The organism is Bacillus sp. EB106-02-03-XG38, assembly GCF_058792175.1.
The window spans coordinates 105,768-131,931 of the sequence record NZ_JBYTED010000007.1; the positions used below are offsets into that span (position 1 = coordinate 105,768).

General features: G+C 34.7%; 21 protein-coding genes and 1 riboswitch. Of the genes, 7 read left to right on the forward strand and 14 right to left on the reverse strand.

The annotated features are described in order from the left end of the window. Positions 1-24: 24 nt before the first annotated feature. The 4 genes from AC3WTI_RS24790 to AC3WTI_RS24805 all read right to left on the reverse strand — a co-directional run bounded on the left by AC3WTI_RS24790 (position 25) and on the right by AC3WTI_RS24805 (position 7,496). Positions 25-2,886, reverse strand: a complete 2,862-nt coding sequence (locus tag AC3WTI_RS24790) for a YhgE/Pip domain-containing protein (RefSeq protein WP_087957332.1) — start codon at positions 2,884-2,886, stop codon at positions 25-27. A gap of 305 nt (positions 2,887-3,191) precedes the next feature. Next, the gene (locus tag AC3WTI_RS24795) at positions 3,192-3,983 is read right to left on the reverse strand and encodes an endonuclease/exonuclease/phosphatase family protein (RefSeq protein WP_087957333.1); all 792 of its coding nucleotides are present in this window, start codon (positions 3,981-3,983) and stop codon (positions 3,192-3,194) included. Positions 3,984-3,987: 4 nt separating this feature from the next. Then, positions 3,988-5,625 carry a PTS transporter subunit IIBC gene (locus tag AC3WTI_RS24800; protein WP_087957334.1) on the reverse strand — a complete coding sequence of 546 codons (1,638 nt, stop codon included), beginning with the start codon at positions 5,623-5,625 and terminating at the stop codon, positions 3,988-3,990. A 206-nt stretch (positions 5,626-5,831) separates the two neighbouring features. Then, positions 5,832-7,496, reverse strand: coding sequence for a glycoside hydrolase family 13 protein (locus AC3WTI_RS24805; RefSeq protein WP_097840575.1), 1,665 nt, complete (start codon positions 7,494-7,496; stop codon positions 5,832-5,834). Between the two features lie 245 nt (positions 7,497-7,741). Between AC3WTI_RS24805 and AC3WTI_RS24810 the strand changes: the two genes are divergently transcribed. Then, positions 7,742-9,076, forward strand: a complete 1,335-nt coding sequence (locus tag AC3WTI_RS24810; RefSeq protein WP_087957336.1) for an FAD-binding oxidoreductase — start codon at positions 7,742-7,744, stop codon at positions 9,074-9,076. A 33-nt stretch (positions 9,077-9,109) separates the two neighbouring features. On the opposite strand, the gene AC3WTI_RS24815 is transcribed toward AC3WTI_RS24810, so the two are convergent. Next, the gene (locus AC3WTI_RS24815) at positions 9,110-10,402 is read right to left on the reverse strand and encodes a methyl-accepting chemotaxis protein (protein WP_087957337.1); all 1,293 of its coding nucleotides are present in this window, start codon (positions 10,400-10,402) and stop codon (positions 9,110-9,112) included. A 210-nt stretch (positions 10,403-10,612) separates the two neighbouring features. Between AC3WTI_RS24815 and AC3WTI_RS24820 the strand changes: the two genes are divergently transcribed. From AC3WTI_RS24820 to AC3WTI_RS24830, 3 genes are all read left to right on the forward strand, one after another. Continuing rightward, entirely contained in the window at positions 10,613-11,335 is a 723-nt protein-coding gene (locus AC3WTI_RS24820) for an amino acid ABC transporter ATP-binding protein (protein WP_097840576.1), read from the forward strand. A gap of 121 nt (positions 11,336-11,456) precedes the next feature. Beyond that, on the forward strand, positions 11,457-12,251 hold the full coding sequence (locus AC3WTI_RS24825; protein WP_097840577.1) for an ABC transporter substrate-binding protein: 795 nt from the start codon (positions 11,457-11,459) through the stop codon (positions 12,249-12,251). A gap of 143 nt (positions 12,252-12,394) precedes the next feature. Next, the gene (locus tag AC3WTI_RS24830) at positions 12,395-13,087 is read left to right on the forward strand and encodes an amino acid ABC transporter permease (protein WP_087957339.1); all 693 of its coding nucleotides are present in this window, start codon (positions 12,395-12,397) and stop codon (positions 13,085-13,087) included. Between the two features lie 52 nt (positions 13,088-13,139). On the opposite strand, the gene desB is transcribed toward AC3WTI_RS24830, so the two are convergent. Beyond that, the gene (desB, locus tag AC3WTI_RS24835) at positions 13,140-14,225 is read right to left on the reverse strand and encodes a Delta(10) desaturase DesB (protein ID WP_000661224.1); all 1,086 of its coding nucleotides are present in this window, start codon (positions 14,223-14,225) and stop codon (positions 13,140-13,142) included. Positions 14,226-14,806: 581 nt separating this feature from the next. Between desB and AC3WTI_RS24840 the strand changes: the two genes are divergently transcribed. Then, positions 14,807-16,333: an FAD-dependent oxidoreductase gene (locus tag AC3WTI_RS24840; protein ID WP_097840578.1), complete on the forward strand. Its 1,527-nt coding sequence runs from the start codon at positions 14,807-14,809 to the stop codon at positions 16,331-16,333. A 154-nt stretch (positions 16,334-16,487) separates the two neighbouring features. Next, a complete protein-coding gene (locus AC3WTI_RS24845) occupies positions 16,488-17,789 on the forward strand; it encodes an MFS transporter (protein WP_087957341.1) in 1,302 nt (433 codons plus the stop codon). A gap of 14 nt (positions 17,790-17,803) precedes the next feature. On the opposite strand, the gene AC3WTI_RS24850 is transcribed toward AC3WTI_RS24845, so the two are convergent. Together AC3WTI_RS24850 and AC3WTI_RS24855 are read right to left on the reverse strand one after the other, a co-directional pair. Next, positions 17,804-18,586 (reverse strand): nucleotidyltransferase domain-containing protein, encoded by a 783-nt coding sequence (locus tag AC3WTI_RS24850; protein ID WP_087957342.1) that lies wholly within the window; start codon positions 18,584-18,586, stop codon positions 17,804-17,806. A gap of 121 nt (positions 18,587-18,707) precedes the next feature. Beyond that, the gene (locus AC3WTI_RS24855; protein WP_087957343.1) at positions 18,708-19,817 is read right to left on the reverse strand and encodes a PRK06851 family protein; all 1,110 of its coding nucleotides are present in this window, start codon (positions 19,815-19,817) and stop codon (positions 18,708-18,710) included. Positions 19,818-19,965: 148 nt separating this feature from the next. Then, positions 19,966-20,078: riboswitch (SAM riboswitch) on the forward strand. A gap of 85 nt (positions 20,079-20,163) precedes the next feature. On the opposite strand from AC3WTI_RS24855, the gene AC3WTI_RS24860 reads away from it, so the two are divergent. Next, the gene (locus AC3WTI_RS24860) at positions 20,164-20,796 is read left to right on the forward strand and encodes a cyclase family protein (protein WP_087957344.1); all 633 of its coding nucleotides are present in this window, start codon (positions 20,164-20,166) and stop codon (positions 20,794-20,796) included. Between the two features lie 27 nt (positions 20,797-20,823). Here the strand turns inward: AC3WTI_RS24860 and AC3WTI_RS24865 are convergent, their stop codons facing one another. The 6 genes from AC3WTI_RS24865 to AC3WTI_RS24890 all read right to left on the reverse strand — a co-directional run bounded on the left by AC3WTI_RS24865 (position 20,824) and on the right by AC3WTI_RS24890 (position 26,117). Next, positions 20,824-21,204 (reverse strand): hypothetical protein, encoded by a 381-nt coding sequence (locus AC3WTI_RS24865; protein ID WP_097840579.1) that lies wholly within the window; start codon positions 21,202-21,204, stop codon positions 20,824-20,826. Positions 21,205-21,428: 224 nt separating this feature from the next. After that, positions 21,429-22,655 (reverse strand): ATP-binding protein, encoded by a 1,227-nt coding sequence (locus AC3WTI_RS24870; RefSeq protein ID WP_098903165.1) that lies wholly within the window; start codon positions 22,653-22,655, stop codon positions 21,429-21,431. Positions 22,656-22,791: 136 nt separating this feature from the next. After that, positions 22,792-24,057: an S-adenosylmethionine decarboxylase related protein gene (locus tag AC3WTI_RS24875; protein ID WP_098903164.1), complete on the reverse strand. Its 1,266-nt coding sequence runs from the start codon at positions 24,055-24,057 to the stop codon at positions 22,792-22,794. Between the two features lie 237 nt (positions 24,058-24,294). Continuing rightward, complete coding sequence (locus tag AC3WTI_RS24880; RefSeq protein ID WP_087957347.1) at positions 24,295-24,963, reverse strand: LSm family protein; 669 nt, start codon at positions 24,961-24,963, stop codon at positions 24,295-24,297. 162 nt (positions 24,964-25,125) lie between these two features. Beyond that, the gene (locus AC3WTI_RS24885; RefSeq protein WP_000432509.1) at positions 25,126-25,575 is read right to left on the reverse strand and encodes a spore coat protein B; all 450 of its coding nucleotides are present in this window, start codon (positions 25,573-25,575) and stop codon (positions 25,126-25,128) included. A 20-nt stretch (positions 25,576-25,595) separates the two neighbouring features. Continuing rightward, complete coding sequence (locus AC3WTI_RS24890; protein WP_087957349.1) at positions 25,596-26,117, reverse strand: spore coat protein; 522 nt, start codon at positions 26,115-26,117, stop codon at positions 25,596-25,598. Between the last annotated feature and the right edge of the window lie 47 nt (positions 26,118-26,164).

The window sequence follows — 26,164 nt, forward strand, 5'->3', positions numbered from 1 at the left end:
CTCTATCGGTAGGAACCTTTTATTTTAGTGAATGATTTTACTTCCTTTTGCGTTCTCAACGAATTTTTCACTCGACTTGTTAATTGGTGTTTTCAGTAATAACGCAGCAATAATCATCACTACTACGAAAGCACTTAACACAAGTAAATCTCGCGTTACGATATCCCAAAGCATTCCGCCTACTGTTTCACGAATTGCACTAATTGCATATGTGAACGGTAAGAACGGATAAATCGCTTGGAAGAACGCTGGTGTCATTTGAATTGGGAATGTTCCGCCCGATCCTGCTACTTGCAGTACAAGTAAAATAATCGCCATCGATTTCCCAACGTTTCCGAAAATAGAAACGAGTGAGTATACGATACAAACGAAGACCCCACCAATAAATAAACTAAATAATACAAACCAGAACTTATCGACTACGTACGTACCGAGTAAGAATATATCTCCCATTGATACGATAAACGCTTGCGAAAGACCTATCGTTAAGAATGTTAATAAACGTCCGAAGTAAATTTCATGGCTCTTATAATTCGCGTCCTCTTCATGTACTTCTACTGTTAATAACGAAACCATTAATAGTGCGCCTACCCATAATGCAAGCACTGTATAGAACGGCGACATTGCTGAACCGTAGTTCGGCATCGCAAATAATTTATTCTCTTTTAAATTTACTGGATTTGCGAAATAGTCACTCTGCTTTTCGACATCATTTTTCAATAAGCGTATGATGTCTTTTAAATCCTCTTCAGATTCAAAATCACGAATTTTATCTGCTAATTCTTTAATCTTTTTCTCAGTTTCCGGCATTTCAGCTTTAATATCTGCTAATTTCTTTCTACCGTCTACTAAGCCTTTTGATGAATCTTCTAGTAACTTTTTAACATCTGGAAGCTTTTTGTCTGCATCGTTTAAAATTTGAGTTGTATTTTTCGACATCTCTTTTGTACGAGCAATTGCTGTATTGAAATTAGGTACAATTTCTGAATCATACGTCGATAATACATCTGTTAATTGAGCTGACCCGCCCTTCGCAGCGTTGTTAATACTTTCAATTACATCTTTTGTAGGTTTCTGGCCATTGTTAAGAAGTGTAATTCCCTTATTCGTTGCCTCTACACCTTTTTGCAGACTACTTTTCGCTTTATTTAATTTCGCAATTCCATTATTAAGGTTTTTATCACTATTTACATCTGCTAAAACCTTATTTGTACTTTCTAGAACAGGAATCATATCATCAATTAAACCGATTCCAGATTGGAATTGACCATTTAAACTATTTAAAGCTACTTTCGTTGAATCTAAACCGTTAATACCTCTATTTTGTACATCTTCTTTCGCCTTTTGTAAATCTGCTTTTGCACCTTCAAGGCCATTTTTTGCTTTATCGTAATCTGCTTTTGCGTTATCATATGCTGCATTTGCATCAACTTTAGCTTGATCTACTGTGCTAACTGCTTTTTTATAATCTGCTACAAATGTTTCATTGTAATCTTTTTCCGCTTGATCGATTAATGCATTTGCTGCATCTAATTTTTGATTTGCTACATCTGTTACATCTTTCTTTACTTCTTGTCCTGTACCAATAACATTTACAATATCTTTAATACCGTTGTTTGCATTTTCCATCTTACCTTTAAGGCTAGTTAAGTGATCCACTCGCCCTTTGAAAAATCTTTGACCAAAATCATTCGTCGCTGAATTTTGAAGTTCAGTAAAGAAATTAATAAGATATGAAATACCATCTGTACCAGTTTGTAATCGATCTGATACCGCATTTAAATCTTTCTTTGCTTGTTCAGGGTCAAATTGGCCATTTTGTAAGCCATTTAAAACACTTTTCCCATAAGCTGTTCCTGCACGCGATGAACTTAAAACATTATTTACTGTTTGATTAATACTTTGCGCTATACTCTTATAACCATCACTATTCAACTTAGAAAGATCCGGTCTTGCTGGGAATTCAGGTAATCCATTCATTCCAGACAAGTCAGGAATATTTAACTCTACACCTGGATTCATTAAAAAGTCAGTAAATGCAGCCGCACTATCCATAACGCCTTTTGCTGCTACTAAATCGTTTCTTATCGTCCCTGGAGCATTTTTTAATGTTTGATCTTGTCTTGCAAAGAACTTATCTAAATTCGCTAACGCTTCCTGTCCATCATTTATGACACTCTCTACAACAGGTAAATCTTTCTGTGCTACTTTCACAATATCCTCTGCTCGAGTCGCATCATCTAACGCCTTATCCATCAGTGTATTCATTTCTGGGAACTGCGCTTCTAACTTAAATACAAGATCTTTTACTTTCTCGATACTTGGTAAGTTTGTTTCTAAATCGATTCCAAGATCATTAAAAACTTTAAAAATCTCACCGTTTGCTGTTTTAACAAAGTTTTTACTAATTTCTTCTGTAATACCTGATGCACCTTTTGCTGTAATTTTCGGTGCAATCGCATTTACCTTTTCATTTACATAGTAATCAAGTTCTGGTTTCTGCGGATTTTCATCCAGAACAGTTGCAATCTTTTCAGAGAAATCTTTTGGAATTGTAATACTTGCATAGTAATCTCCGCGCTCAACTCCGTGAATTGCCTGTTTTTCATCTACAAATTTCCAACCAAGATTTTTGTTTTTCTTAAGAGAATCTACAATCTCTTCACCGATATTAATATCTTTCCCTCTTAAATTAGATCCTGCATCTTGGTTAGAAACTGCAATGGGAACCTCTTTTGTATTTCCGTACGGATCCCAGGAAGCTTTAATGTTAAACCATGCATATAACGATGGTAAAATCATTAACCCTAAAACAATAACAATTGCAGCCCAATGTTTAGCTACATTCCGTAAATCTGTCTTATAAATACGCCAAATTTGTTTCATAGAAGTTATCACCTAATTATATATTTTTCCTTCTTTAGAAAATGATACATACATTTTGCAATTATATCACTTTCTACATCGTGGATTAACCAAAAACGGACTATTTTTCCCATTAACTTTGACTTACTCCATTATATAACGAAGTTAGTCAAAGTATGAATACAAAATGACCAAATCGGTTTTACATTCAATAATAACAAATATATAGGAAATGTCATAAAAAATACAAGTATTTTCTCTTGGAAATACTTGTATTCCTCAAAAAAATCCTCACAGCTTTTCATCATCTGTGAGGATTTCTTCTATTATATATCTACTTGTACTTCTACACCGAAATGATCTGAAATTACCTTTCGGTTTGTACCGTTAAAAATAACTTTTGAAGAACGAACTTTTTCACTTTGGTTACACAATATTAGATCGATGCGTAAATTATGTTTATTTTCATTCCAACCAGCAATCTCACCTTGGACTGTTGTTCCTTCATCCTTCTCTATTGCTAGTTCATATGTGTCATATAAACCTTTTTGCATCATATATTCATAACCCTCACCTTGCAAACGAGCATTGTTATTAAAGTCACCCATTAAGAAGGAAAGTTCATTGCCATCTACACGCTCCATCAAACGATTAACTTGACCTTTGAATGATTCTTCTTCATCATTCCACCAACCGAGGTGGCAAGAGTAACACGTGATGTTCTTACCATTATAAGCAATTGTTGCACTTACAATTTTGCGCGTTTTCCAATACGTTGTATCCTTATTTTCTGAAATAAAGAACGTATCTTCTTTTACAACATTATGTTTCGTTACAATCGCTAATCCTTCTTCATACACATCATAACCAATATGAGAGAAATCCCAAGTAATATTGTAATCTTTTACATGTAACGCTTTTAACTCTTCTAATAGTAAAAGTCCAAAATTATCTTTTTTCTTGTTACCGCATACATTTTCAGCTTGTATCGATTGACTTACTTCTTGCAATGCGATGACATCATACTCTTCTTCTTGAATGACTTTAGCAAGATATTTTATCTTTTTTATTTGATTTTCTTCTTGCCAAGAGTGACAGTTTAAAGTTAGCAATTTCATATTATTACGCACCTAACATATCTTGAATGTCCGACTTTAATACGTCAGCTTTCGGACCATATACTGCTTGTACACCTTTATCTTTTACGATCAGTCCTAAAGCACCATTTTGTTTCCACTGTGCTTCTGGTGCAACAACATTTAAGTCTTTTACTGTTACACGTAAACGTGTCATACAAGCATCTACGTCAGCAATATTTTCTTTTCCACCTAATAAATCAATAACTTTTGTTGCTAATGAACCATCTTGTACATTTCCTGTTCCTTCTGATGCCTCATCTTCGTTATCAATATAGTTACCTGCACGTCCTGGTGTTGGTAAGTTGAACTTTTTAATTAAGAAATTGAATAATGTAAAGTTCAGACCGAAGAATACTAATGAAACGATAACGAAATTTATTAAATCTCTAGTTAGTCCTGCATTCACCATCATCGGCGTACGAGTAATTAACTCAATAAATCCAAATGCGTGAACACGCAAGTTAATTAAATCTGCTAATGCGAATGCAAGTCCTGTTGTAATTGCATATACAACATATAATACTGGAGCAATAAACATGAACATGAATTCAATTGGTTCTGTTACACCTGTTAAAAATACTGCTAATGCTGCTGATAAGAACATTGGTTTATATTTTGCACGCTTTTCTTTATCAACATTACGGAACATCGCGAAAGCAATACCCATTAATGCTGCTGTTGAACCGATAACTTGTCCAGCCTTGAAACGAGCTGGTACAACATTATTTAATAGATCGTTATATGCTTTTGTATCTCCATTTGCTAATAAGTTATTTAAATCTGTAATCCATGCAAGCCATAAAGGATCTTGTCCTGCTACAACTTGTCCAATTTTCGAGCCAGTTAACATCGTATATGTTCCACCTAGCTCTGTATAGTTCATCGGAATCGTTAACATATGGTGTAAACCGAATGGTAATAGTAAACGCTCTAATGTTCCATATACAAATGGTGCTACAACTGGTGCACTATCCTTTGAAGCTGCAATCCAGCGACCAAATTCATTTAATCCACTTTGGATGAATGGCCATAAAAGTGATAATACAATTGCAGTGACTGTAGACCAAACAATTACAACGAATGGTACGAATCGTTTTCCGTTGAAGAATGCTAATGCCTGTGGCAGTTTGTTATAGTTATAGTATTTGTTATATAAAGTAGCTCCTAAGAAACCAGTGATAATCCCTACGAAAACTCCCATGTTTAATGCTGGTGCACCAAGTACAGAAGTAAAGTAATCTTTTACAATTAAATCTCCTGCTAATACTGAAGAAACTTTCGCTTTTGAATCCGTTAACATTTCAGCGTTTACGCCAAATATAGCTCCTGTAATTCTGTTCGTTAAGACGAATGCTAATAGCGCTGCAAATGCACCACCTGCGCGATCTTTCGCCCAAGATCCCCCAATTGCTACTGCGAATAAGATGTGTAGATTTGTAATAATTGCCCAACCGATGTCTTCCATTACGCGAGCGATTGTATGAACTGCGTTAATATCCCCAGCAGACATCCCAATTAACTTACCGATAGAAATCATTAAACCAGCTGCTGGCATTACAGCTACAACAACTAATAATGCTTTCCCGAACTTTTGCCAAAAATCAAAAGACGTAATTTTCATCTGTTCTTCCTCCCCTTTATTTATAACAACATAATGATTTAAATTATAATTTCTGTTTCTATTATGAAAACGATTCCTTGTGTTACTTTATTTTTATCCTTTACGCAACCGTTTTCATAAATCTATTTTAATAAAAGCGTTTTCACTTTGCAATAGAAATTTATTTTTTTTCATAAAAAAAGATGCTCTAAGAGCATCCTTTTTTATTATGAAATGCGATAAACCCTTGTTTCATAAGGCTTTAACGTGATTGTAGTTACTTGTTCATGTTCCGCAACTTCATAGTTATTTAAAAGCAAACGTTTGCGTTCTAGTGCAAATGAACCCTCATTATATACAGCTTCTTCTTTCGAAATATTACTCATTACAACGATTTTTTCATCGTTTAATGTACGAGTATATGCATAAATTTGCGGATCATCTTCTAAAAGCAAATCGTACGTACCGTAATTCAGTACATCGTGCTCTTTTTTCAGGGCAATCATTTTCTTATAGAAATTAAAAATAGAGTTTTCTTCATTCTTTTGCTTTTCAATATTGATTTCTTTGTAGTTTGGATTCATACCAAACCAAGGTGCACCTGTTGTGAAACCAGCGTTCGTCTCATCGTTCCAATGCATAGGCGTACGTGAATTATCGCGGCAAGAAGCCCATATAATTTCCATCATATCTTGATGTGATACGCCCTCTGCAATTTTCTCACGATATAAATTTTTAATTGCTACATCATCGTAATCTTCAATGTTTGGGAATTGAACATTTGTCATCCCAATTTCTTGTCCTTGATAAATAAACGGTGTACCGTGCATAAAGAAATACATTGCTCCTAAAGCTGTCGCACTTTCACGCCAATATTGTTTATCATCTCCCCAAGTTGAAACGATACGCGGCTTATCATGATTCTCAATATATAAAGCATTCCATCCTTTATTTTCTAACCCTTTTTGCCATTTCGTTAATACCTTTTTCAGCCCTACAACATCAAGATCTTTCTTCTTTTCTGCATCCCATAAACTTAAATGTTCGAATTGGAATACCATATTGAACTTACCTTGCTCTTCTCCAACCCAAAGCTCAGCATCTTCAATCTTAACGCCATTCGCTTCACCAACAGTCATAATATCGTACTTAGAAAACGTATTTTCTTTTAACTCTTCTAATAAAGGTTGAATTCCATCCACATTCATATGTTTATCAAAAGATGGAACATACTTTAGTTCTTTTGGATTTGGCATATCTTTAAAGCCATCTTCTTTTTTAATATGGCTGATTGCATCTACTCGGAAACCATCAATTCCTTTATCAAGCCACCAATTAACTGTATCGTATAACACTTCGCGAACTTCTTTATTCTCCCAGTTTAAATCTGGTTGTTTACGCGAGAATAAGTGTAAATAATATTGTCCTGTTACTTCATCATATTCCCATGCCGAACCATTAAAAATACTTTCCCAGTTGTTTGGTTCCGCACCATCTTTACCATCATGCCAAATATACCAATCACGCTTCGGATTGTCTTTAGATGAACGAGACTCAATAAACCATGGATGTTCATCACTTGTATGATTAATAACTAAATCAATAATAAGCTTCATATCACGCTTATGAACTTCATCTAGTAAAGCATCAAAGTCTTCCATCGTACCAAACTCATCCATAATATCTTGATAATCACTAATGTCATAACCATTATCATCATTAGGTGACTTATACATCGGACAAATCCAAATTACATCTATACCTAAATCTTTTAAATAATCCAGTTTCGCAATAATACCTTGTAAATCTCCAATACCATCACCATTTGAATCCATAAAGCTACGTGGGTAAATTTGATAAGCAACCGCTTCTTTCCACCATGTCTTATTCATAGTCATTCTCTCCTTTTGCATCCCATCGGAATTTTTTATGCAAACGTTTTCGTAACACTATCATAACAAAATATGAATAGTTTGCAACTGTTTTCATTGAACTCTATGTAGATTCCTTATTCTTATGCTTTATTTATTTCTCACAAAATAAAATCTCATTCCTTATCTTCTCTTGTCCACGCACGTTACACATGCTTTTCATATCTTAATAACAAGTACTGCTTATTTTAGAAAGGAGTGATACATTGAAACAAACAAAATTAACAGGTCGTATCGTCGTTCCCTCAGATCCTGGCTATGACGTAGCCCGAATGAATTTAAATTTAAGTATTCCAAAACTCCCTTGTATTATTGTTTTTTGCCAAAATAAAAATGATGTTTATAATGCCTTAAAATGGGCTCGCGAACGCCATATACCATTTCGCTTAAGAAGCGGACGTCATAGCTATGAAAATTTTTCCCTTTTAAATAGAGGCCTTATTATTGATGTAAGTGAAATGCATCGTATCACTGTTAATACAGATAAATTAACAGCAACAATTGAAGCTGGTGCAAATCTTGGCACGGTTTATAAAGAGCTTTGGAATTATGGTGTAACAATACCAGCTGGTACAAGTGCAAGCGTCGGAATTGTTGGATTAACACTTGGCGGTGGCATCGGTATGCTTTCACGCTTATTTGGATTAACATGTGATCAATTAGTAGAAGTTGAAATGGTACAAGCGTGCGGTAAATTTGGAGCAAAAATCATTCGCGCAAACGAATATGAAAACCATGATTTATTTTGGGCGTGCCGCGGTGGTGGTGGTGGAAACTTTGGCATTGTTACTTCTTTAACGTTTCGAGTACATCCTATAAAAAATGTATCAATCTTCTCCATTACATGGGAATGGGAAGATTTTATCGCTGCATTTCAAGCATGGCAAAGCTGGGCGCCTTATGTAGACGAACGGCTCACCTCATCTATTGAATTATTCGCAAAGCAACAAAACAAAATTGAAGTACAAGGTGAGTTTGTTGGCTCTCCCTCTGAACTCCATTCCTTATTATCTCCGCTTCTTGAAACTGGTACTCCCTCCCTTTTTATAGATGAAGTTCCTTATATACAGGCTGTTGAATTTTTTAACAGTGGTAACATCCCTGAAAAATTCAAGCGCTCCGGTTCCTACGTATATAAACCTATTCCTCTTAAAGGAATTCAAATCATGCAATATTTTCTTTCTCATGCACCAAATAAAGATGCGAGTATTTGGCACCAATCACTCGTAGGTGCTGTTGAAAATATTATGCCTACTGAAACAGCTTATTTCCATCGTAAAGCAATTATTGCGCAAGAATACATTACCTCGTGGAGATGCGATGATGAAGAAAACCGAAATATACGCTGGGTTAAAGATTTACGAGAAAGCTTAGATCCTTATACACTAGGTGACTATGTCAATTGGCCCGATATCGACATTAAAAATTGGCAATCTAGTTATTATGGCCCTAACTTTCAAAGATTGCGTAAAGTAAAAACCATATATGATCCGTGCAATGTTTTTCGTTTTCAACAAAGTATCCCACCCTTTCATACGTAAAAAAAAGGAAGAACAAAATACTGTTCTTCCTTTTTACATTGAAAATCGTTCAATTGTTTGTTTCAAGTCCGCCGCTTGCTGCTCTAAATCCTTTAGTAATTCATCGATTACTACCATATTTTTAGATTGTTGCAACGTCACACGCGCCACTTCTTGTGAACCAGCTGATGTTTCCTCAGCAATTGCTGCTACAGCCTTTGTTTGTGCTCCTGTTTGATGAATGTGCCTCACTTGTTCGTTCATATAGCCACTAATTTTCTTCGTTGCATCGGCTACTTCCATAACACTTGATGACATTTCTTTTAAAATTAATTCCGTAGCTTCCCCACGTTTCGCCTCTTCTTTAGCTGTTTTTACTTGCTCTGTCATTTTCAATGCGACTTGTCGCACTTCTTCTTGCATATTCCGTAGTAACTGCGATATGTTTCTTGCAGAATGATCACTTTCATCAGCAAGTTTCCGTACTTCTTCCGCAACAACCGCAAAGCCTCTTCCATGCTCTCCGGCACGAGCTGCCTCAATAGAAGCGTTCAGTGCTAATAAATTCGTTTGACTCGCAATCTCACTCACAACAGAAACAATATGTTCTACTTGTTTCATTCGGTCTTCTAACTTTTGTACATTTTGCATCGAATTTTCATTTTCTTTTGCCAACGTTTGAATACCTTGAATTAAAGAAGTAAAGACACGTGTACTTTGCCCTAAAGCTTGAACCATTTCTAAAGACAACTCATCAGACTGTTTTGCTTTTTCTTCTACTTCACTTGCAATAGAAGTTGTTGTATCAACAGCAGAAACAATTGCTTGAATGGAAGCTGCTGATTGCTCAGCTCCAGAAGAAATTTCTGCAAGAGTTTCCGAAACACCTCGCGCTTGCTTTGTCGCTTCCCCTGTTTGTCTTCTAATTTGCTGAACTTGATTATTTGTATACGAAAATGTAGTATCGATATTTTGTACCATACCTCTTAAGTTTCCTAGCATCATATTAAATGCAACACTTAAAGATTTAATCTCATCGTCTGTTTTTGGTAACGGGACATCTTCACGAATATCGCCATCGGCTGCTTTCCTCGCAGCCTCCTCCAACTTTCGAAGTGGTTTAATTAAAAAGATTGCTGCTCCATACGCTAAAATTCCAGACCATACTACACCTAATAGCATAACAATGATATTATAAACGGTTTGACTTACATAACCTTGAAAATAATCATATATAACGTAAATAAAAATTAAACTTGTCGAATACGTAATAAAAGCTAAAATTGTAGTAAATAGCATAAGCTGCATACGTAAGCCAAAGGAAAATTTCTTCCTTTCTTTTTCCATTTTTTCTTTCCCCCTTTTTATAAGCAATATAAATACTACCTATATATTATTATCCATATTTTCATTATAGAAGGATATAGGGATTTGAAAAATTATTATTTCCTTGAATATCAAATCCACTAAAAAAAATAAAGGATTCTGACAATTTGTGACTAATAACAGAAATAAGGGGCAACATTTGTAAAATATATTTTTGACTGGGGGTTTTGTATGATTCAGGTTCGAAATCTAGTAAAATCATTTGGCTCACTTGATGTTTTAAAAGGAATTGATTTAGAAGTACAAGAAAAAGAAGTTGTTGTTTTAATTGGTGCCAGTGGTTCCGGTAAAAGTACATTACTTCGCTGTCTTAACTTTTTAGAAATGTACGATGAAGGGGAAATTCACTTACAAGGCGAACAAATTGATCCAAAGCACTCAAATTTAAACAAAGTCCGTGAAAATGTCGGTATGGTTTTTCAGCACTTTAACCTCTTTCCCCATATGACCTCACTAGAAAACATCATAGAAGCACCTATTCATGTAAAAAAACTAGCAGCAGCCAATGCAAAGGAGATCGGAAATCAACTTCTGCAAAAAGTCGGCTTGCAAGATAAAGCAGATGTAACGCCCCACCTCCTGTCAGGTGGTCAAAAACAGCGCATTGCCATTGCACGAGCTCTTGCCATGAATCCTAAAATTATGCTATTTGATGAACCTACCTCAGCCTTAGACCCTGAGCTTGTTGGAGAGGTATTGCAAGTTATGAAAGAACTTGCTGAAGAAGGAATGACCATGGTTATTGTTACTCATGAAATGAATTTCGCAAGAGATGTAGCTGATCGCGTCATTTTTATGGATGATGGAAAAATTGTAGAAGACGCTCCGCCAGCGCAATTCTTTTCAGCTCCATCACACGAACGAGCAAAACAATTTTTACGCAACGTTTTATAGTGTAACTTCTGTTTCAAACGAAAAGAGATACATTCATACGGTGCACAACTAATCATCTAAATACAATATTTCAATAACATACTTAAAGCCATCCGTATGATCAATATATAGGAGGGGTTTTATGAAGAGAAAACTATTAACCATTGTTACGAGTATTACATTATGTACATCTTTCATACTAGGAGCATGTAGTAAGGAAAGCTCTACTACTTCTTCAAATGGGGAAAAAGAATTTCGTTATGCGATGAGTGGCTTATATAAACCTTTTAACTATAAAGAAAACGACGGAAAACTTGCCGGTTTTGATGTAGAAATAGGTGAGGCACTTGCGAAAAAAATGAATATGAAACCTACTCCTATTACAAATCCGTGGGAAACACTAATTCAAGGTCTCAAAGCAAAAAAGTATGATGCAATACTCGGCAGTATGGCAATTACAGAAGAACGATTAAAAGCTGTTAATTTCTCCAATCCTTATTATCGTTCTGGCGCCCAAATTTTTGTTGCTAAAAAGAATACATCTATCTCTTCTCCAGAAGACTTGAAAGGTAAAAAAATTGGTGTTGTAAAAGCTAGTACCTTTAAAGACCTTGTTGCAAAACATACAGATCAAATTACAGAATACGATAGCGATATTACTGCACTTATGGACTTAGAGCCTGGACGTATTGACGCAGTAATCACAGATCAAATGGTTGGTTTACGTATGATCAAAGAAGGTAAATCAAATATAAAAGAAGCTGGAAAACCATTAAACCTTGATGAAATGGGAATTGCTATTCGTAAAGATGATAAAGAAATGGCTGAAAAAGTAAATAAAGCTTTAGATGAAATTATTAAAGATGGTACGTATGAAAAAATCAGTAAAAAATGGTTTGGACGTAACATTCTTGGTGAAGAGGAAAAAACAAAGTAAATTAGCTATTCAAATGTTTCATAAATTATGCCCCACTTTTTATCTCGCTATTTCTGGGCAGTAAAACTCCCAAGTAGTCCGAGAGAATAATCAGTGGGGCATTTCATTCCCTACCAAAATCCATACAATATGAGGTGACACATATGTTTGAAATTTTTATGTCTACTTATCCCACACTCTTAAAGGCTACTATTATCACATTACAACTAACACTAACATCCCTATTACTGGGTTCACTAATTGGATTACTATTCGCTTTTTTTCGCATCTCTAACAATAAAGTTTTAAATAGTATTGCTCATGTATACATCGCCATTATTCGTGGTACACCTTTAATTGTTCAAATTGCCATTCTCTATTTTGGGATTACATCCGTTGTCGTTTTTACTCCCTTTTGGGCAGGAGCAATTGCTTTAGCAATCCATAACGGTGCATACATTACTGAAATTTTCCGCGGATCCATCCAATCTATCGACCGTGGACAATTGGAAGCTGCTCGCTCCCTAGGTATGCCGTATCCTTTAGCAATGCGCCGTATCGTATTACCGCAAGCATTTCGTCAATCGATTCCTCCTTTAGGAAATCAATTTATTATTGGATTAAAGGACTCTTCCCTCGTTGCATATGTAGGGTTATCCGAATTATGGGGATCAGGTTTATCAATTGCTGCAGGTAACTTCCAACAATTAGAAACATACATAATCGTTGGTTTATATTATCTCGTGCTTGTTCTTCTATTTACTTATTTTGTTAATCTTTTAGAAAAGCGACTACAAAGAAAAGAAACAAATTCAATTCAAGTTAGTGCAAAGAAAAAAAAGGAAGTTTCTTTATAAAAAAAAGCAAGCCTGAAATGGCTTGCTTTTTCACTGCAACATGTATTAATTTTTACTGATTTATTTTTTTAATACTCTCTTCTTCCTCTATATGTTCCTCACGATATGAAATATTATGAGGATCTAGTCCATTTCCTAAAGAACCATAGAAATGCTCTCTATGCGGATCTACTAATTCACTTCCTTGATAATACACACGTGGTGTATTCCATAGCGCTGCCAAAGCCTTTGTCATTGGCATCTCATGATAGCGTTCCGGCCACATTTCTTTAATTTTCTCTTTTACTAACGGATAGTATTTAGAGCTCATAGCAGGGAACAGATGGTGTTCTGTATGATATGAGAAATTGAAATGTAAAACGTCTACCCAACGCGGCACTGTTACTGACAAACAGTTTGCTAACGGATCATTTACTGGAACAATTGGATTTAAGCGGTGATTTGTCGCGATATATGCCATTACAATAAAGTTAGCAATTAACAACGGTATCACATATGCAAATAACCATTTCCCAGGTCCCATAATAAACAATAAACTAATCCAAACTGTCCAAGGCAAAAGAAGTTGAAGCCATACAGATTTTTGATTGGATGACTTAAATTCTTTTATAAAATGAAAGAACATTCGAGTCGAATGCAATGTAAATTGAATGGTTAATGACAGAAAACTAAAGAATGAACGTACATGCAGAGGCATACGATATACCCAGCTCAAAAACTTACTCTTTTTAAGCTTCTCAAGTGTAGGCCATGCATCTGGATCATTCTCTTCATGTTGTGTATGAACGTGATGCGTTGCATTGTGCCACTTTCTCCAAAGTTTAGGTCCTGTTGATAATGGCATAAACGCAATTGCTCCTAAGAAATCTCGAAGCCATGCCTTTCTTACAACAGTTCCATGTAAAATTTCATGTCCTAAAAACCCAAGTGAAGCAAAACATAACCCAAGAACAATCGCAATTCCTAGATTCGCCCACACATTCAATTCAAATACACCAATCGATATTAATCCCGCCAATGCCACAAGCAAATAAGCCAGTCCACCAAATAAACGAGTAGGAACTGGTTTGAATGCTTTTTTCGGCAAATGTGGTGATACACGTGCTGCATACCACCCAAACGTATGAAGCTCCTTCATCCTTTTGCCCCTTTCTTATGCCGCGTCTTGCGCAACTTACATATATCAATTCTTGCTTCCAGATTGATTTTACTAGCTGATTAAAAAGCATCTATGTATAAGGAAAATATACTCACTCTATCGTCACTTATTTTTCGCTTTTATTATCAATGAAAAACATTTCTCTTTTTACTCTCTATCAACCTTTCCACATGATAAATCATATCAATAGAATTTCCATATTGTCAACAACTTTTATGACCTAGTAATAAAAGTTGGTTATATTTTTATAATTATACTTTATTTCACTAAAGAAAAAACATAGATTTTATAAGGTTTCATCCATTATCTATATACATATACTCATATACTATAGACTCTAACTTATTCAAGAATTCTCTGTATAAACAACAAATAAACTTACCTGAATCTATCTTTACACAACGCCTATCTCTTCATACCCACAACATCAAATAATTATATTAAAATAATTTCATCTTTCTTTTAATAAAAATAGGCTCTCTCTAAAACAGCACACATGAATTTCATATCTTATGGAAATATTAAAAGGAAAATTGTTCTAAAATCGGGAGGTTTCTATAATGACAAGCGATACATTTCCACAATTCCCATTATCTTATTGGATTGAATCTACTCAAATCCCTACTTTTCCCCCTTTATCCGAAAATGTAAAAACGAAAGTTGCTGTTATCGGTGCTGGTATTACAGGTATTACTACTGCCTATTTACTTGCGAAAGAAGGCATCGATGTTGTTTTAATTGATTCTGGTCTTATTTTAAACGGAACAACTGGGCATACAACAGCAAAGGTAACAGCTCAACATGATCTAATTTATGATGAATTAATAAATCATTTCGGTTTGGAAAAGGCTAGGCTTTACTATGAAGCAAATAATCATGCTCTACAATTTATTAATGAAACTGTGCAAACATATAAAATCGACTGTAATTTCTCAAATGAAGATTCATATTTATATACAACTACTGATAATGGATTAAGAAATTTATCGAAAGAATATGAAGCCTATCAAAAATTAAATATACATTGTGACTATGTTCAATCTCTATCGATTCCAATTCCAGTACAATCTGCACTTGTCATGAAAAATCAAGCACAATTCCATCCCCTTCTTTATTTGAAAACACTTTTAGAAAAGTTTGTGGAGATGGGCGGAAAAGTTTATGAACAAACTACAGCTATTGATGTAGAAAAGGGTGATTATCCACAAGTCATTACAAAGGGCGGACATCGCATCACTTGTGAATATGTTGTCTCTTGTTCACATTTTCCTTTTTATGATGCGAATAGCTTTTTCTTTACACGAATGTACGCAGAACGCTCTTATGCTCTTGCCATTAAAGCAAAAACAGATTATCCAGGTGGCATGTATTTAAGTATTGATGATCCAAAACGCTCTTTACGATATACAACAAACAATGGTGAAAAGTTAATTTTAATTGGCGGAGAAAGTCATAAAACAGGACAAGGAATAAATACGATGCTTCATTATGAAGCGCTGTATTCTTTTGCGGAAGCGACGTTCGGAGTAGATGAAGTTCCTTATAGATGGTCAGCACAAGATTTAATCACGCTAGATAAGCTACCTTATATCGGACATATTAACGAAAGAAATCCAAATATATTTGTTGCAACTGGATATCGTAAATGGGGAATGACAACTGGAACTGCTGCTGCTCATTTACTGAAAGATTCCATTCTAAAAGTACACAGTCCATATAAAGAATTGTATGCACCATCACGCTTCCATGCAAATCCAGATATAAAAACGTTCTTCTCCCAAAACATTGATGTTGCGAAACATTTAATTGAAGGAAAGATTGAAACTGCATTACGTAAGCCAGAAGATCTCGAAGTTGGCGAAGGATCTGTCGTACATGTTAACGGGAAACGAGCAGGTGCTTATAAGGACAAAGATGGAAAATTACATCTTGTTGATACAACTTGTACACATCTCGGCTGCGAAGTTGAATGGAATAATGGTGATTGTACTTGGGACTGTCCTTGCCACGGCTCACGCTTTTCAATTGAGGGAAATGTTATTGAAGGTCCGGCAGATCAACCGTTAAAACGAGTTGATAATGAGTAAACAGCTGAAAGAAGTTCAACAGGTTTTCTGTTGAACTTCTTTATTTACTATAAAACCTTTTCAGATAAAGTGGGATAAATCACGGTACAAGAAGGAAACAATTAACACAAAATAAAATAATATATTCATCTACAAATTAAAAGGGGTGAATATTATGCAACCTTCAGCTCCACCTCATCTAGAATCTACAGAAATTATCTTTTCGAGCTCTATTACAAAACTTGTTGTTTTTATTTGTTGGCTAGCCATTCTAGCTGATGGATATGATTTAGGGATTTACGGTGCCGTTCTGCCAAAGCTCCTAGAAGACAAAAACTGGGCACTTTCACCGGCACACGCTGGTACAATTGCTAGCTACGCTTTATTTGGTATGTTTATTGGCGCTATTCTAGTTGGAACCATTACAGATCTAATTGGGCGAAAATGGACACTTATATGTTGTTTAGCACTTTTTTCTATCACAATGGGTCTAGCTGCACTTGCTCCTTCTCCTGAATTATTTGGTTTATCTCGATTTATTGGAGGAATCGGATTAGGCGGTGTTATTCCAACAGCTTCAGCACTTACCGTTGAATATTCACCAAAAAAACGACAATCTTTTATTTATGCTCTTATGTTTACTGGCTATCCTTTAGGAATCGTATTAGGCGCTATTTTGTCTATGTTTATGTTAGAAGATTTCGGATGGAGAACTATGTTTGGCATCGGAATGATCCCACTGCTCCTCATTCCTTTCATTATCCGTTATTTACCTGAATCCATTCAATTTTTATTATCACGTAATCGCCAAGAAGAAGTAGACAAAATCCTTCATCGTTTTCAAATTGAATTCCATAAAATAGATGAAATTCATCAAAAACCACCTAATATACGAAAGAAAAATGGATTCCTTACTTTATTCTCAAAAGAATACAGAAAAGCGACGCTGCTTTTTTGGATCACTTATATAATGGGAATGTTTTTAATATACGGTTTAAATACTTGGTTACCGCAGATGATGCGCCAAGCAGGATACCCTCTTGGATCTAGTTTATCATTTCTACTTATGCTAAATATTACTGCCGCTATCGGTGCATTATTTGCTGGAGCAATCGCGGATCGTATAGGAGCTAAAATTGTTATTAGCATTTCTTATCTTATGGCAGCTATATGTATTGGACTATTAACAATTAAGCCATCTGTTACAATCATCTATCTTTTAATTGGTCTTGCTGGAATTGGATCAGTCGGCATTACTCAAATATTAAATGCATATGTAACACAATACTTTCCATCCCACATTCGAGCTACCTCCTTAGGCTGGGGACTTGGACTTGGTCGAGTTGGTGCAATTGCTGGTCCTATTCTTATCGGTATTATTATGACAATGCAATACGAATTAACATGGAATTTTTACTTATTCTCATTTGCAGGTCTTCTTGCAGCTATATCTGTTTTCTTTATTCCTACAAAATGAAAAAGAGCACAAACTTACTTGTGCTCTTTTTCATTTACTGCAAACAACATATCTCGAAACAACGTATTTAAACTCTCAATATCGATCCCTGATCCCTTTTCAATTCCTTTTACATATTGCTCATAGTAATAAATTTGTTCTTCTAAAAATTGATTCAACACCTCAATTTTTAATCCAATATCTAATTCAGTACCTGCCTTTTTCTTTATTAACAACTGTTCAATTTCATCTAATACGCTACGTTCTAATGGTAATTCTGTAATTAACCGATCAAATTCTACAGGTGGTAAAGTCTCTTTCTCCTCTAACCATTTACAAGCTAAAATAGGACGTAATACATAGAAGTACTTTTTCAACTTTATATTCTCACCTTGCAAAAATTCACGATAATTTTTTGAAGCCATATGTAGATAATGATATATCGTTGCTTTTGGATCAAAATCCTTTTCACTCATTTGCTGAAGTTGCTCTGGAAAATGAGAGTTTTTTGAATAAAAAATTGGTGATCGAATCCATTCAAGTAAAGCTGGGTTTGACTTTGCGAATAGTTGTAACGCCTTTTTAATATCCCATCCGCTTATATCTAAATCATCACTAATCGGATACTCAATTACATCTCGTTTATCATGAATTGATAAATACCACTCTACCGGATGCATATAAACAAACCTAACATCATAATCGCTATCTTTCGATGGAAATCCCCACGCACGACTCCCTGATTCTACCGCAAATAAAATTTTCACATCATTCTCTTGTTCAATTCTTTCTAACTCCGACCTAATTTTCTCTCTCATTTCATACCCTCTCCATTTTTTGATTATTTCCTTGGAAATTCGACAAATATATTACTAAGTTTACTACATACTAAAATAGCTGTCAGAAAATTACTGACAGCCTGCCAAAGTTCCTTATTTTTTACTTGTTTTTTTCTGTTACACTAACCGCAATTCGTTCAAACTCTTTTTGAATCTCCTCTTTATATGCGTCTACTTTTGAAAAATCCATAGCAGCAATATAAATTCGTTCTAATTTATCACGAACTGATTTTGCTTTCGCTAAGAAAGACATCGCCTCATTCATTTTTGCTTTATATTGAATCGACACGTCGCGAATTTCTGTCGCATACTTCTCATCTGTCCCTGGTGTCACGATTAGGGCATACATATCTATAACTTCATCACCTTCACGGCTTGGAAAATATTCATGTGGTGCGGTACTATCAAAAATTGCAAACCCTAACTCTCTTACGATAACCATATCAAGACTATTCGGATCAAATCCACAGTGATATACTTCAACCGCAAAGCCTTTTTCTTCTGCTGCCTTAGCTAATTTTTTGAGCATTGTTGATTTCCCAGAGCCTGGGCGCCCTTTTATAAAATAACGATGTGGTAACCCTTCTGTTAAATTAGGAACAAAATCAACTGCTCCTTTCGGTGTAGCTGCTCCTAAAAAGCGATGTTTCACAAGCGATTGTTTCCCGCCTTTATCTGTAAATAGCTTCTGAATCAGCTGATCTGTTAGTTCATTTGCTTTATTAAAATCAATATTATTAATATATATTTTCTCCCACTCATCATGTATAATCAGTGCCTCATGGAAACGGGCGTAAGCAGCTTGAAAAGCTTTGCTTGCTTCTGAAACAAATCGTTCAATTTCTACCTTCTGCTTTCTTAATTTATCTGAGTCCCAAGCAACTCCTAAATTGATATACTCCTCAACAACTCCTGGCATTTTCGGCTCAATAACATGCGGTGATGTTCCATCAACAATTCCTACCTTTAACTTCGGGATAATGACACCATCAACCGATTTGTTATCAGAAGAACAATGTAAAAGTTCAATATCATATCCTTTTTCAACCCATTCACGACCTATTACCTTAATTAAAGAAGACTTCCCCGTTCCAGGGCCACCCTTTAAAATAAATAATCTGTCTAACCCTTTTAAATTCTCATCGTATAAATTATGAAATCCTCTAGCTGTATTTCCACCCGCATAATAATTCAATACATTCCCTGTCACTGCACTCACTCCTTCGCAGCATTCTATTTACATAAGCTACAATATGCAAGCAGCTTTATTTGGGTGAATACCTATTTTATATTGCACGAAAAAAGGAAATGAATTACAATTTAAATGAAATGAATATTCAGAATTAAAATTAAATATATCTTTATCAAGAGAGGCAGAGGGACCGGCCCTTTGAAGCCCAGCAACCTCAGTTTATATAAACTGAATAGGTGCTAATTCCTGCAAAATGCAATGCATTTTGAAAGATAAAATGTAACTATTGTGTGCAAAACTCATCTTTCTTGATTATAAAAGGTGAGTTTTTTATATTTCAAAACTTATATTGGAGGTATTTAAAGTGAAAGTAATTGACCTATCACAAACATTTGAAAACAATATGTCCCAATTCCCTGGAACACCAAAAATCAATTTAGGAGCCATTACAAGCGTTGAAGAGACAGGCTATCAAGTTACAGATTTTCATTCTGTCGTTCATGTTGGCACGCATTGTGATGCTCCTGCTCATTTCATTTCAGGCGCAACGACTATTGATCAATTACCCCTAGATCAATTTGTAGGCGAAGCGGTTCTTATTGATGTAACTCATGTACAAGAACGAAAACTACCTAAAGAAGTACTGCACAATGCTGATATAAAAGAAGGAGATATTGTTATTTTCCATTCCAATCTATCTACTAAATGGAATACAGAGGCGTATGAGAAAGAAGCTTTTTATCTTTCTGAAGAATTAGCCGAGGAACTAGTACAATTAAAAGTAAAATCTGTCGGTTTAGATTTTATTTCTCCTGATAAGGTAACGACAGAAACATCACCAATTCATCACATACTACTTGGGAATAATATTTATTTAATCGAAAACTTAACAAACTTAGATGCCATTCACACGAAACGTTTCTTCTTCTCAGCGGCACCTTTAAAAATTAAAGATAGCGACGGTGCTTTTGCAAGAGCATTTGCTGTAATTTTTTAAACAAACTATACAAAAAAGCAAAGATCATCATTGACCTTTGCTTCTATTTTTTTTATTTAAATTAAGAAAGAATTGTTCAACCCGAGGACGTAACCAAGCTAAATAATCTTTCTCTTTCTTCTTTGTACAAGCTATCTCTTCCCCATCTACCATTCCGACAAGCTCTAGCTCTAACAGTTGCCTCGTAAAGGCTAACATATTTATTTTTTCGTCTGGATACTCTTCTTTTAATTTCTCCTCAATTTCCCCCAATAAAAAACCGTCACGCATCATTGCCAATGCATCAATCCAAAGTGGCGGCATTTCATATTTCTCTCCTGTAATTGTATCTTTTACAATATAATTCTTTTGCTCTTTTCGAAATTGAATCGTGTGTAAGCATACAGTCGAATTTAATGTTAATTCCATCATACCACCTCTTTCATAATATCTGCATAGAAAAAAGGATGCGCGTGCACCCCTTCTTTTTCTAACACTACCGAACCGTTACATGAATAACAAATCTCATGTCGATATTTTCCTCCATTATAAACGAAGTATTTTATAAAAAAAACCCTTCTTGAAACATTTTATAAAATGTTTATATTTACACAACAAGAACACTTTTCTGAAAAATATTTTCTTCTAGCACATCATACTGTCGGTAAAAAAATCTCCACCTTCGTTCCTATTCCCATGCTACTTTGAATCATGATACTTCCTTGATGTTCCTCAATGATTTTATATGTAATCATTAATCCCAGTCCCGTACCATTCTCCTTTGTTGTGTAAAAAGCCTTTCCAATCTTCTCTAACTGCTCCTTCTCTATACCAAAGCCTTGATCTTCAATAGAAATACATAAATGCCCTTCCGTTTTTTCATATGCACGGATATGAATATCTCCACCTTCTAGCATTGATTCTACTCCGTTTTTTATTATATTTAATAACACTTGTTTTAATTGTTTATCATCACCATTTATAACAGGCAGATTCCCATCTACTTGCAAATGAAATCTCACTCTATATTGCGCTGCATAACTTTCCATTAGCTGTACAACATATAAAAGGATTCCTTGTATATTACACCGTTCATAATTCGTTGATTTCGGTTTTCCTAATAACATCAATTCACTAACAAACCCATTAATTCTTTCAATTTCTTGTAACATAATATCGTAGCTCATCGTATTTGCGGGATTTCTTTCTTTTTGCATTTGCGTAAATCCTTTTAAAGCTGTTAATGGATTCCGAATTTCATGTGCGATTGTTGTAGACATAGTCCCAATTACAGCAAGATTTTCTGTCTCCTTCATATTACTCATCATCTCAACTACTGTTCTTACATACGACTGAAATCGTTTTAACAAAGAATGTGAAATAATAAAAAAGAATACACATAAAACAAGCGGGATCACAACTTTTATATCTTGTAATAGTAACGAGAAAAATACATACTTTCCAATTACGCTCAAAGAAACTAAATAAAAATATTTTCTATTCACAAATATCGGTGAAAATAAAATTAATAATATTTCAACCATATTCCCACTTTCAAAAACACGATCACTATTTAAATAAATCATTAAGTTATTAATAAGATCAATAAGCATATACCCAATTAAAAACAAATATTTCACGAAATATACATAACCTTGTTTTTGAAAGTATATCGAGATAGGAAATAAAGCTATTACTAATATATACACACCTATCCCCATTCCACCTTCAGGCCATCCTATCCTTGCCTCATTAATATTCATAACAGGATACACAAAATGATGAATAACGTCATATAAGAAAAATATAATATAGAATAATAATACAAATACCTTTAAAGCTTCTCTTTCCTCATAAATCAAGCTTTTAAATTTGTTCATATAAATCTCCTCATGATCAATACAGCAACTCTACATACTATCTCATTAAATTATAAGTATGAAATTGCTTTCAGGGCAATATGTAACCTTATCATACGAAAAGGAAGGAGATTTCCCCCTTCCTTTTCACTATAACTTATATCCACCTTACCCGATCATGCAGCAATCCATCCGAAAATTCATTTTCGCCCACTACAAAATCCTTCATATATAGATTTAAATATTCACCATACTTACTTTCTGTATTTAATAATAATTCCTCTACATAATAAGCACCTTGTTTAAAGTTATCGAACAGTAAACTACACAAGCCAGCATAAATTCCGCACCCTACTTGGAAGTAAGTCGCATTTGTTTTATATTTATGAAAAACTTGACTACTATTCATCACGTTATACATATATGTCTCGCTATTTTCATAAACGAGTAATACACCGACTAGATCCTCGCCCGCAATCTCTTCCTCAGCTGGATTAAATACTTTACGATTCCAGGTCCATAAATCTTCTACCTTATCTAAATTCTGTCTAATTATATTTGTTGTATACTCGTTAATTCGGTAAAGAAACCCAACTTCCATGTTAAAGTTTTTCCCTAAAATTAAAACTTCCTCATGTGGCATTAAACAACCATAGAACTCTTTCTCCCCTAACTTCACTTTATACTCTGAAGCATATACATCTTCATAAAAGTAAAGGGGACGATGATGACTCATATACATCGGATAACTCCATATCGCTTCATCTAGAAATCGTTCTACTGCCCATGAAGCATAAAGTGTATGAGGTTTTATAAGTGATGCATCATGTAAAAATGACGTGTCATGTTCTACTATATAGCATGCTTTTGGCTTTTCATTTGGACGTTCCTTCATAAGTTCGACAACCATCCATTGAACAACACCTGGATTCATACCTGAACCTATAATTGCTTTTGTATTTGTAAATTTCTCTTTCTCCTTCTCAAACCGCGTATATCTTTCCGTAAGCTGAAAACCAATTAAACTATCGTCCTGATCTACTGCCTCATTTTCCAAGGCTGAATTAATATAACAAATTCCAAGTTCATTACAATAGCTTACTACTCTAATTGTATCTGCTCCCGAAACATCAATAACAACGCTCGTACCACTTTCTTTTAAGTGCTGTTTAAATGTCACTACATCTTGGAGGTCTATTTCGGATAAAAACAATTGCTCTTTCAAATTTGGAAACAACTCATCATAATAAGCCCTATCTTTTTGTTTTATATCAACTAAATGAAATGTAACGTTCTTTATTGCTTCATAAATCGGATCTTTTTCATTTACTATCGCCTGATTTAAAATTGCTAAAACTGCTTTTGCTGCTCCACCAGCACTACCAAGTAATGTAATCGATAACGAATTCGGAAACTGCTCCACCAACAAAACCCCTTTAATATATTAGTTAAGCAGTTCTCCCTCAAAAAAATAAATTGAATATATGAAAAGATGGCTCTTACATGTTTTTTATAATTTTGCACAAGACCTCCTCTTCAACGGTCACACTAACTTATTTATATTCAATTCATTTTTCCCCTCATATTCAAATCGTGCTAAACAAATAGGCTCGACCTTTTCTTCTGCATATAAAAGAAAAAGCCAGCCCTTTCAACTAGCTTACGGACAATGGACAGATTTTACATGTTGAATATTTACATACATTTTCGCATCACGCGCTTTTAATATTTCAATATGCCCTTCATCAATCTTCGCCATCTTTCCGATTTTATTAGATTCCTCACCTAAATCGAACACCATGATCTTTCCAGCCATTTTAATAAGTTGTTCCTCAAACGTTCGAGCTAACGTAATATTTAATGGATTTACGGGGAGTTCGTTTTTATTGAGGGCATAAGGCACTTGGTTTTCTTTATACGGAATTAACCACTTCAAGTGTTTTAAAGATATATATACTGTTTTATAAACTGGGCTATAAAAAACAATATAATCGTTCATTATACTTGTAACATATCCATGTATTGGAGCATTTCCAGCTACATAAATTTCTGTGAAAATCCCTTTAGAAGTACTTAATACTTTCCTCAAAGAAATTGAAGGGGATTCTCTCTTAATTACAGAATCTACATCTGGTTTTGAGATTTCTTCATCAAATGGTCTTAAAAATTTATAATATTGTACATGGTATAACGATATATATACGTAGTCTTGTCCATTGTAAAGAACAACGATATCATTTCCTACGTCTATTAATACACCTTTAAATCTTTTTTCGCCGATTAATTTAACATATATATTTTCTCCAATACTTTTGTTTAACTCATTCATCTATATCCTCCTTCCTATGAATTTCTTCTTTCCTGTCTTCCATTTCTAAAAAAATAATCAGGGCAAAGTTCTGTCTTAATAGTAAGTAATTCCTTTTCATACTATCGAAATAAGAAATTGTTCTTCTCTTTCCCTCATAATGCCCCTCTTATTTATTAAACATTATTCATCTTCATTCTTTTTGCATTTAACTACTTGACTCACACTCTTAATGTGAGACTTAATTACATAAATAACTTCATCGCCGTTTACTAGTGTAATACATCCATGATGTACCTCACTTAATAAACCTTCCACACATTCTGGACCGCCACGATTAATTTTTACCCATTTATACTTCAAGTCTTTTAATATATCTAAAAAAGTATCCTCATCAGAGCAGAAACATGAACTATAGCAATCGCCACATTTACTTTCTTTCACTTTCTTCACTAGACTCTTCACATGTTTCAACTGATAATACACTAATTCACCATGAGGTAATTGTAACGTTAAATAATCTTTGCCTAACGATACGAGCTCACCCACTCGACTTTCTGGTCCACGAAGGTTTACCTTTACAGTCTCACCAACTAAACATTTAATTTGGTCGCAGCATAATACGTTCTCCAATTTCGTATCCCCCTTTCTTATTATCTTCCTCTACTTGATTGTCTTTGTGCACGAGCTCGACCTGAATTATTGCTACTGCTTTCCTTACTGCTATCGTCGCTCTCATCGCTCTCTCCGCATGCTAATGCATTATAGTTAACGCTTTTAATATGCTTTATTGCAATTAATATAACTTCTTCTTTTGCAATTAATGTCACAAAGTCACAAGAAACATCTTGTAAAATGCCTTCCACTTTCTCTGGACCACCGCGATTAATTTTCACCCAGCAATATTTGAAGCTTTGAAGTAGCGCTTCAAAGTCTTCTGCACATGCGCAATCTTCCCACTCGCACTTACTTGATCCGCAGTCTTTCGCATTTTTTGTAATACTTTTTAGATGATTAAGTTGATAGTAATAAAGTTCACCTTTTTCATTCTGCAATACGAAGTAGTCCGGACATACTGATATTATTGTTCCTTTTTGAGATTCTGGACCACCCCTGTTTACTCTCACAAAAGATCCAATTAAGTCTTTCAAAAAATCACAATGAAATATACTCACGAGAAAACCCCTTCCATTAATTTATAAGCTTTTGCACTGATAGTATA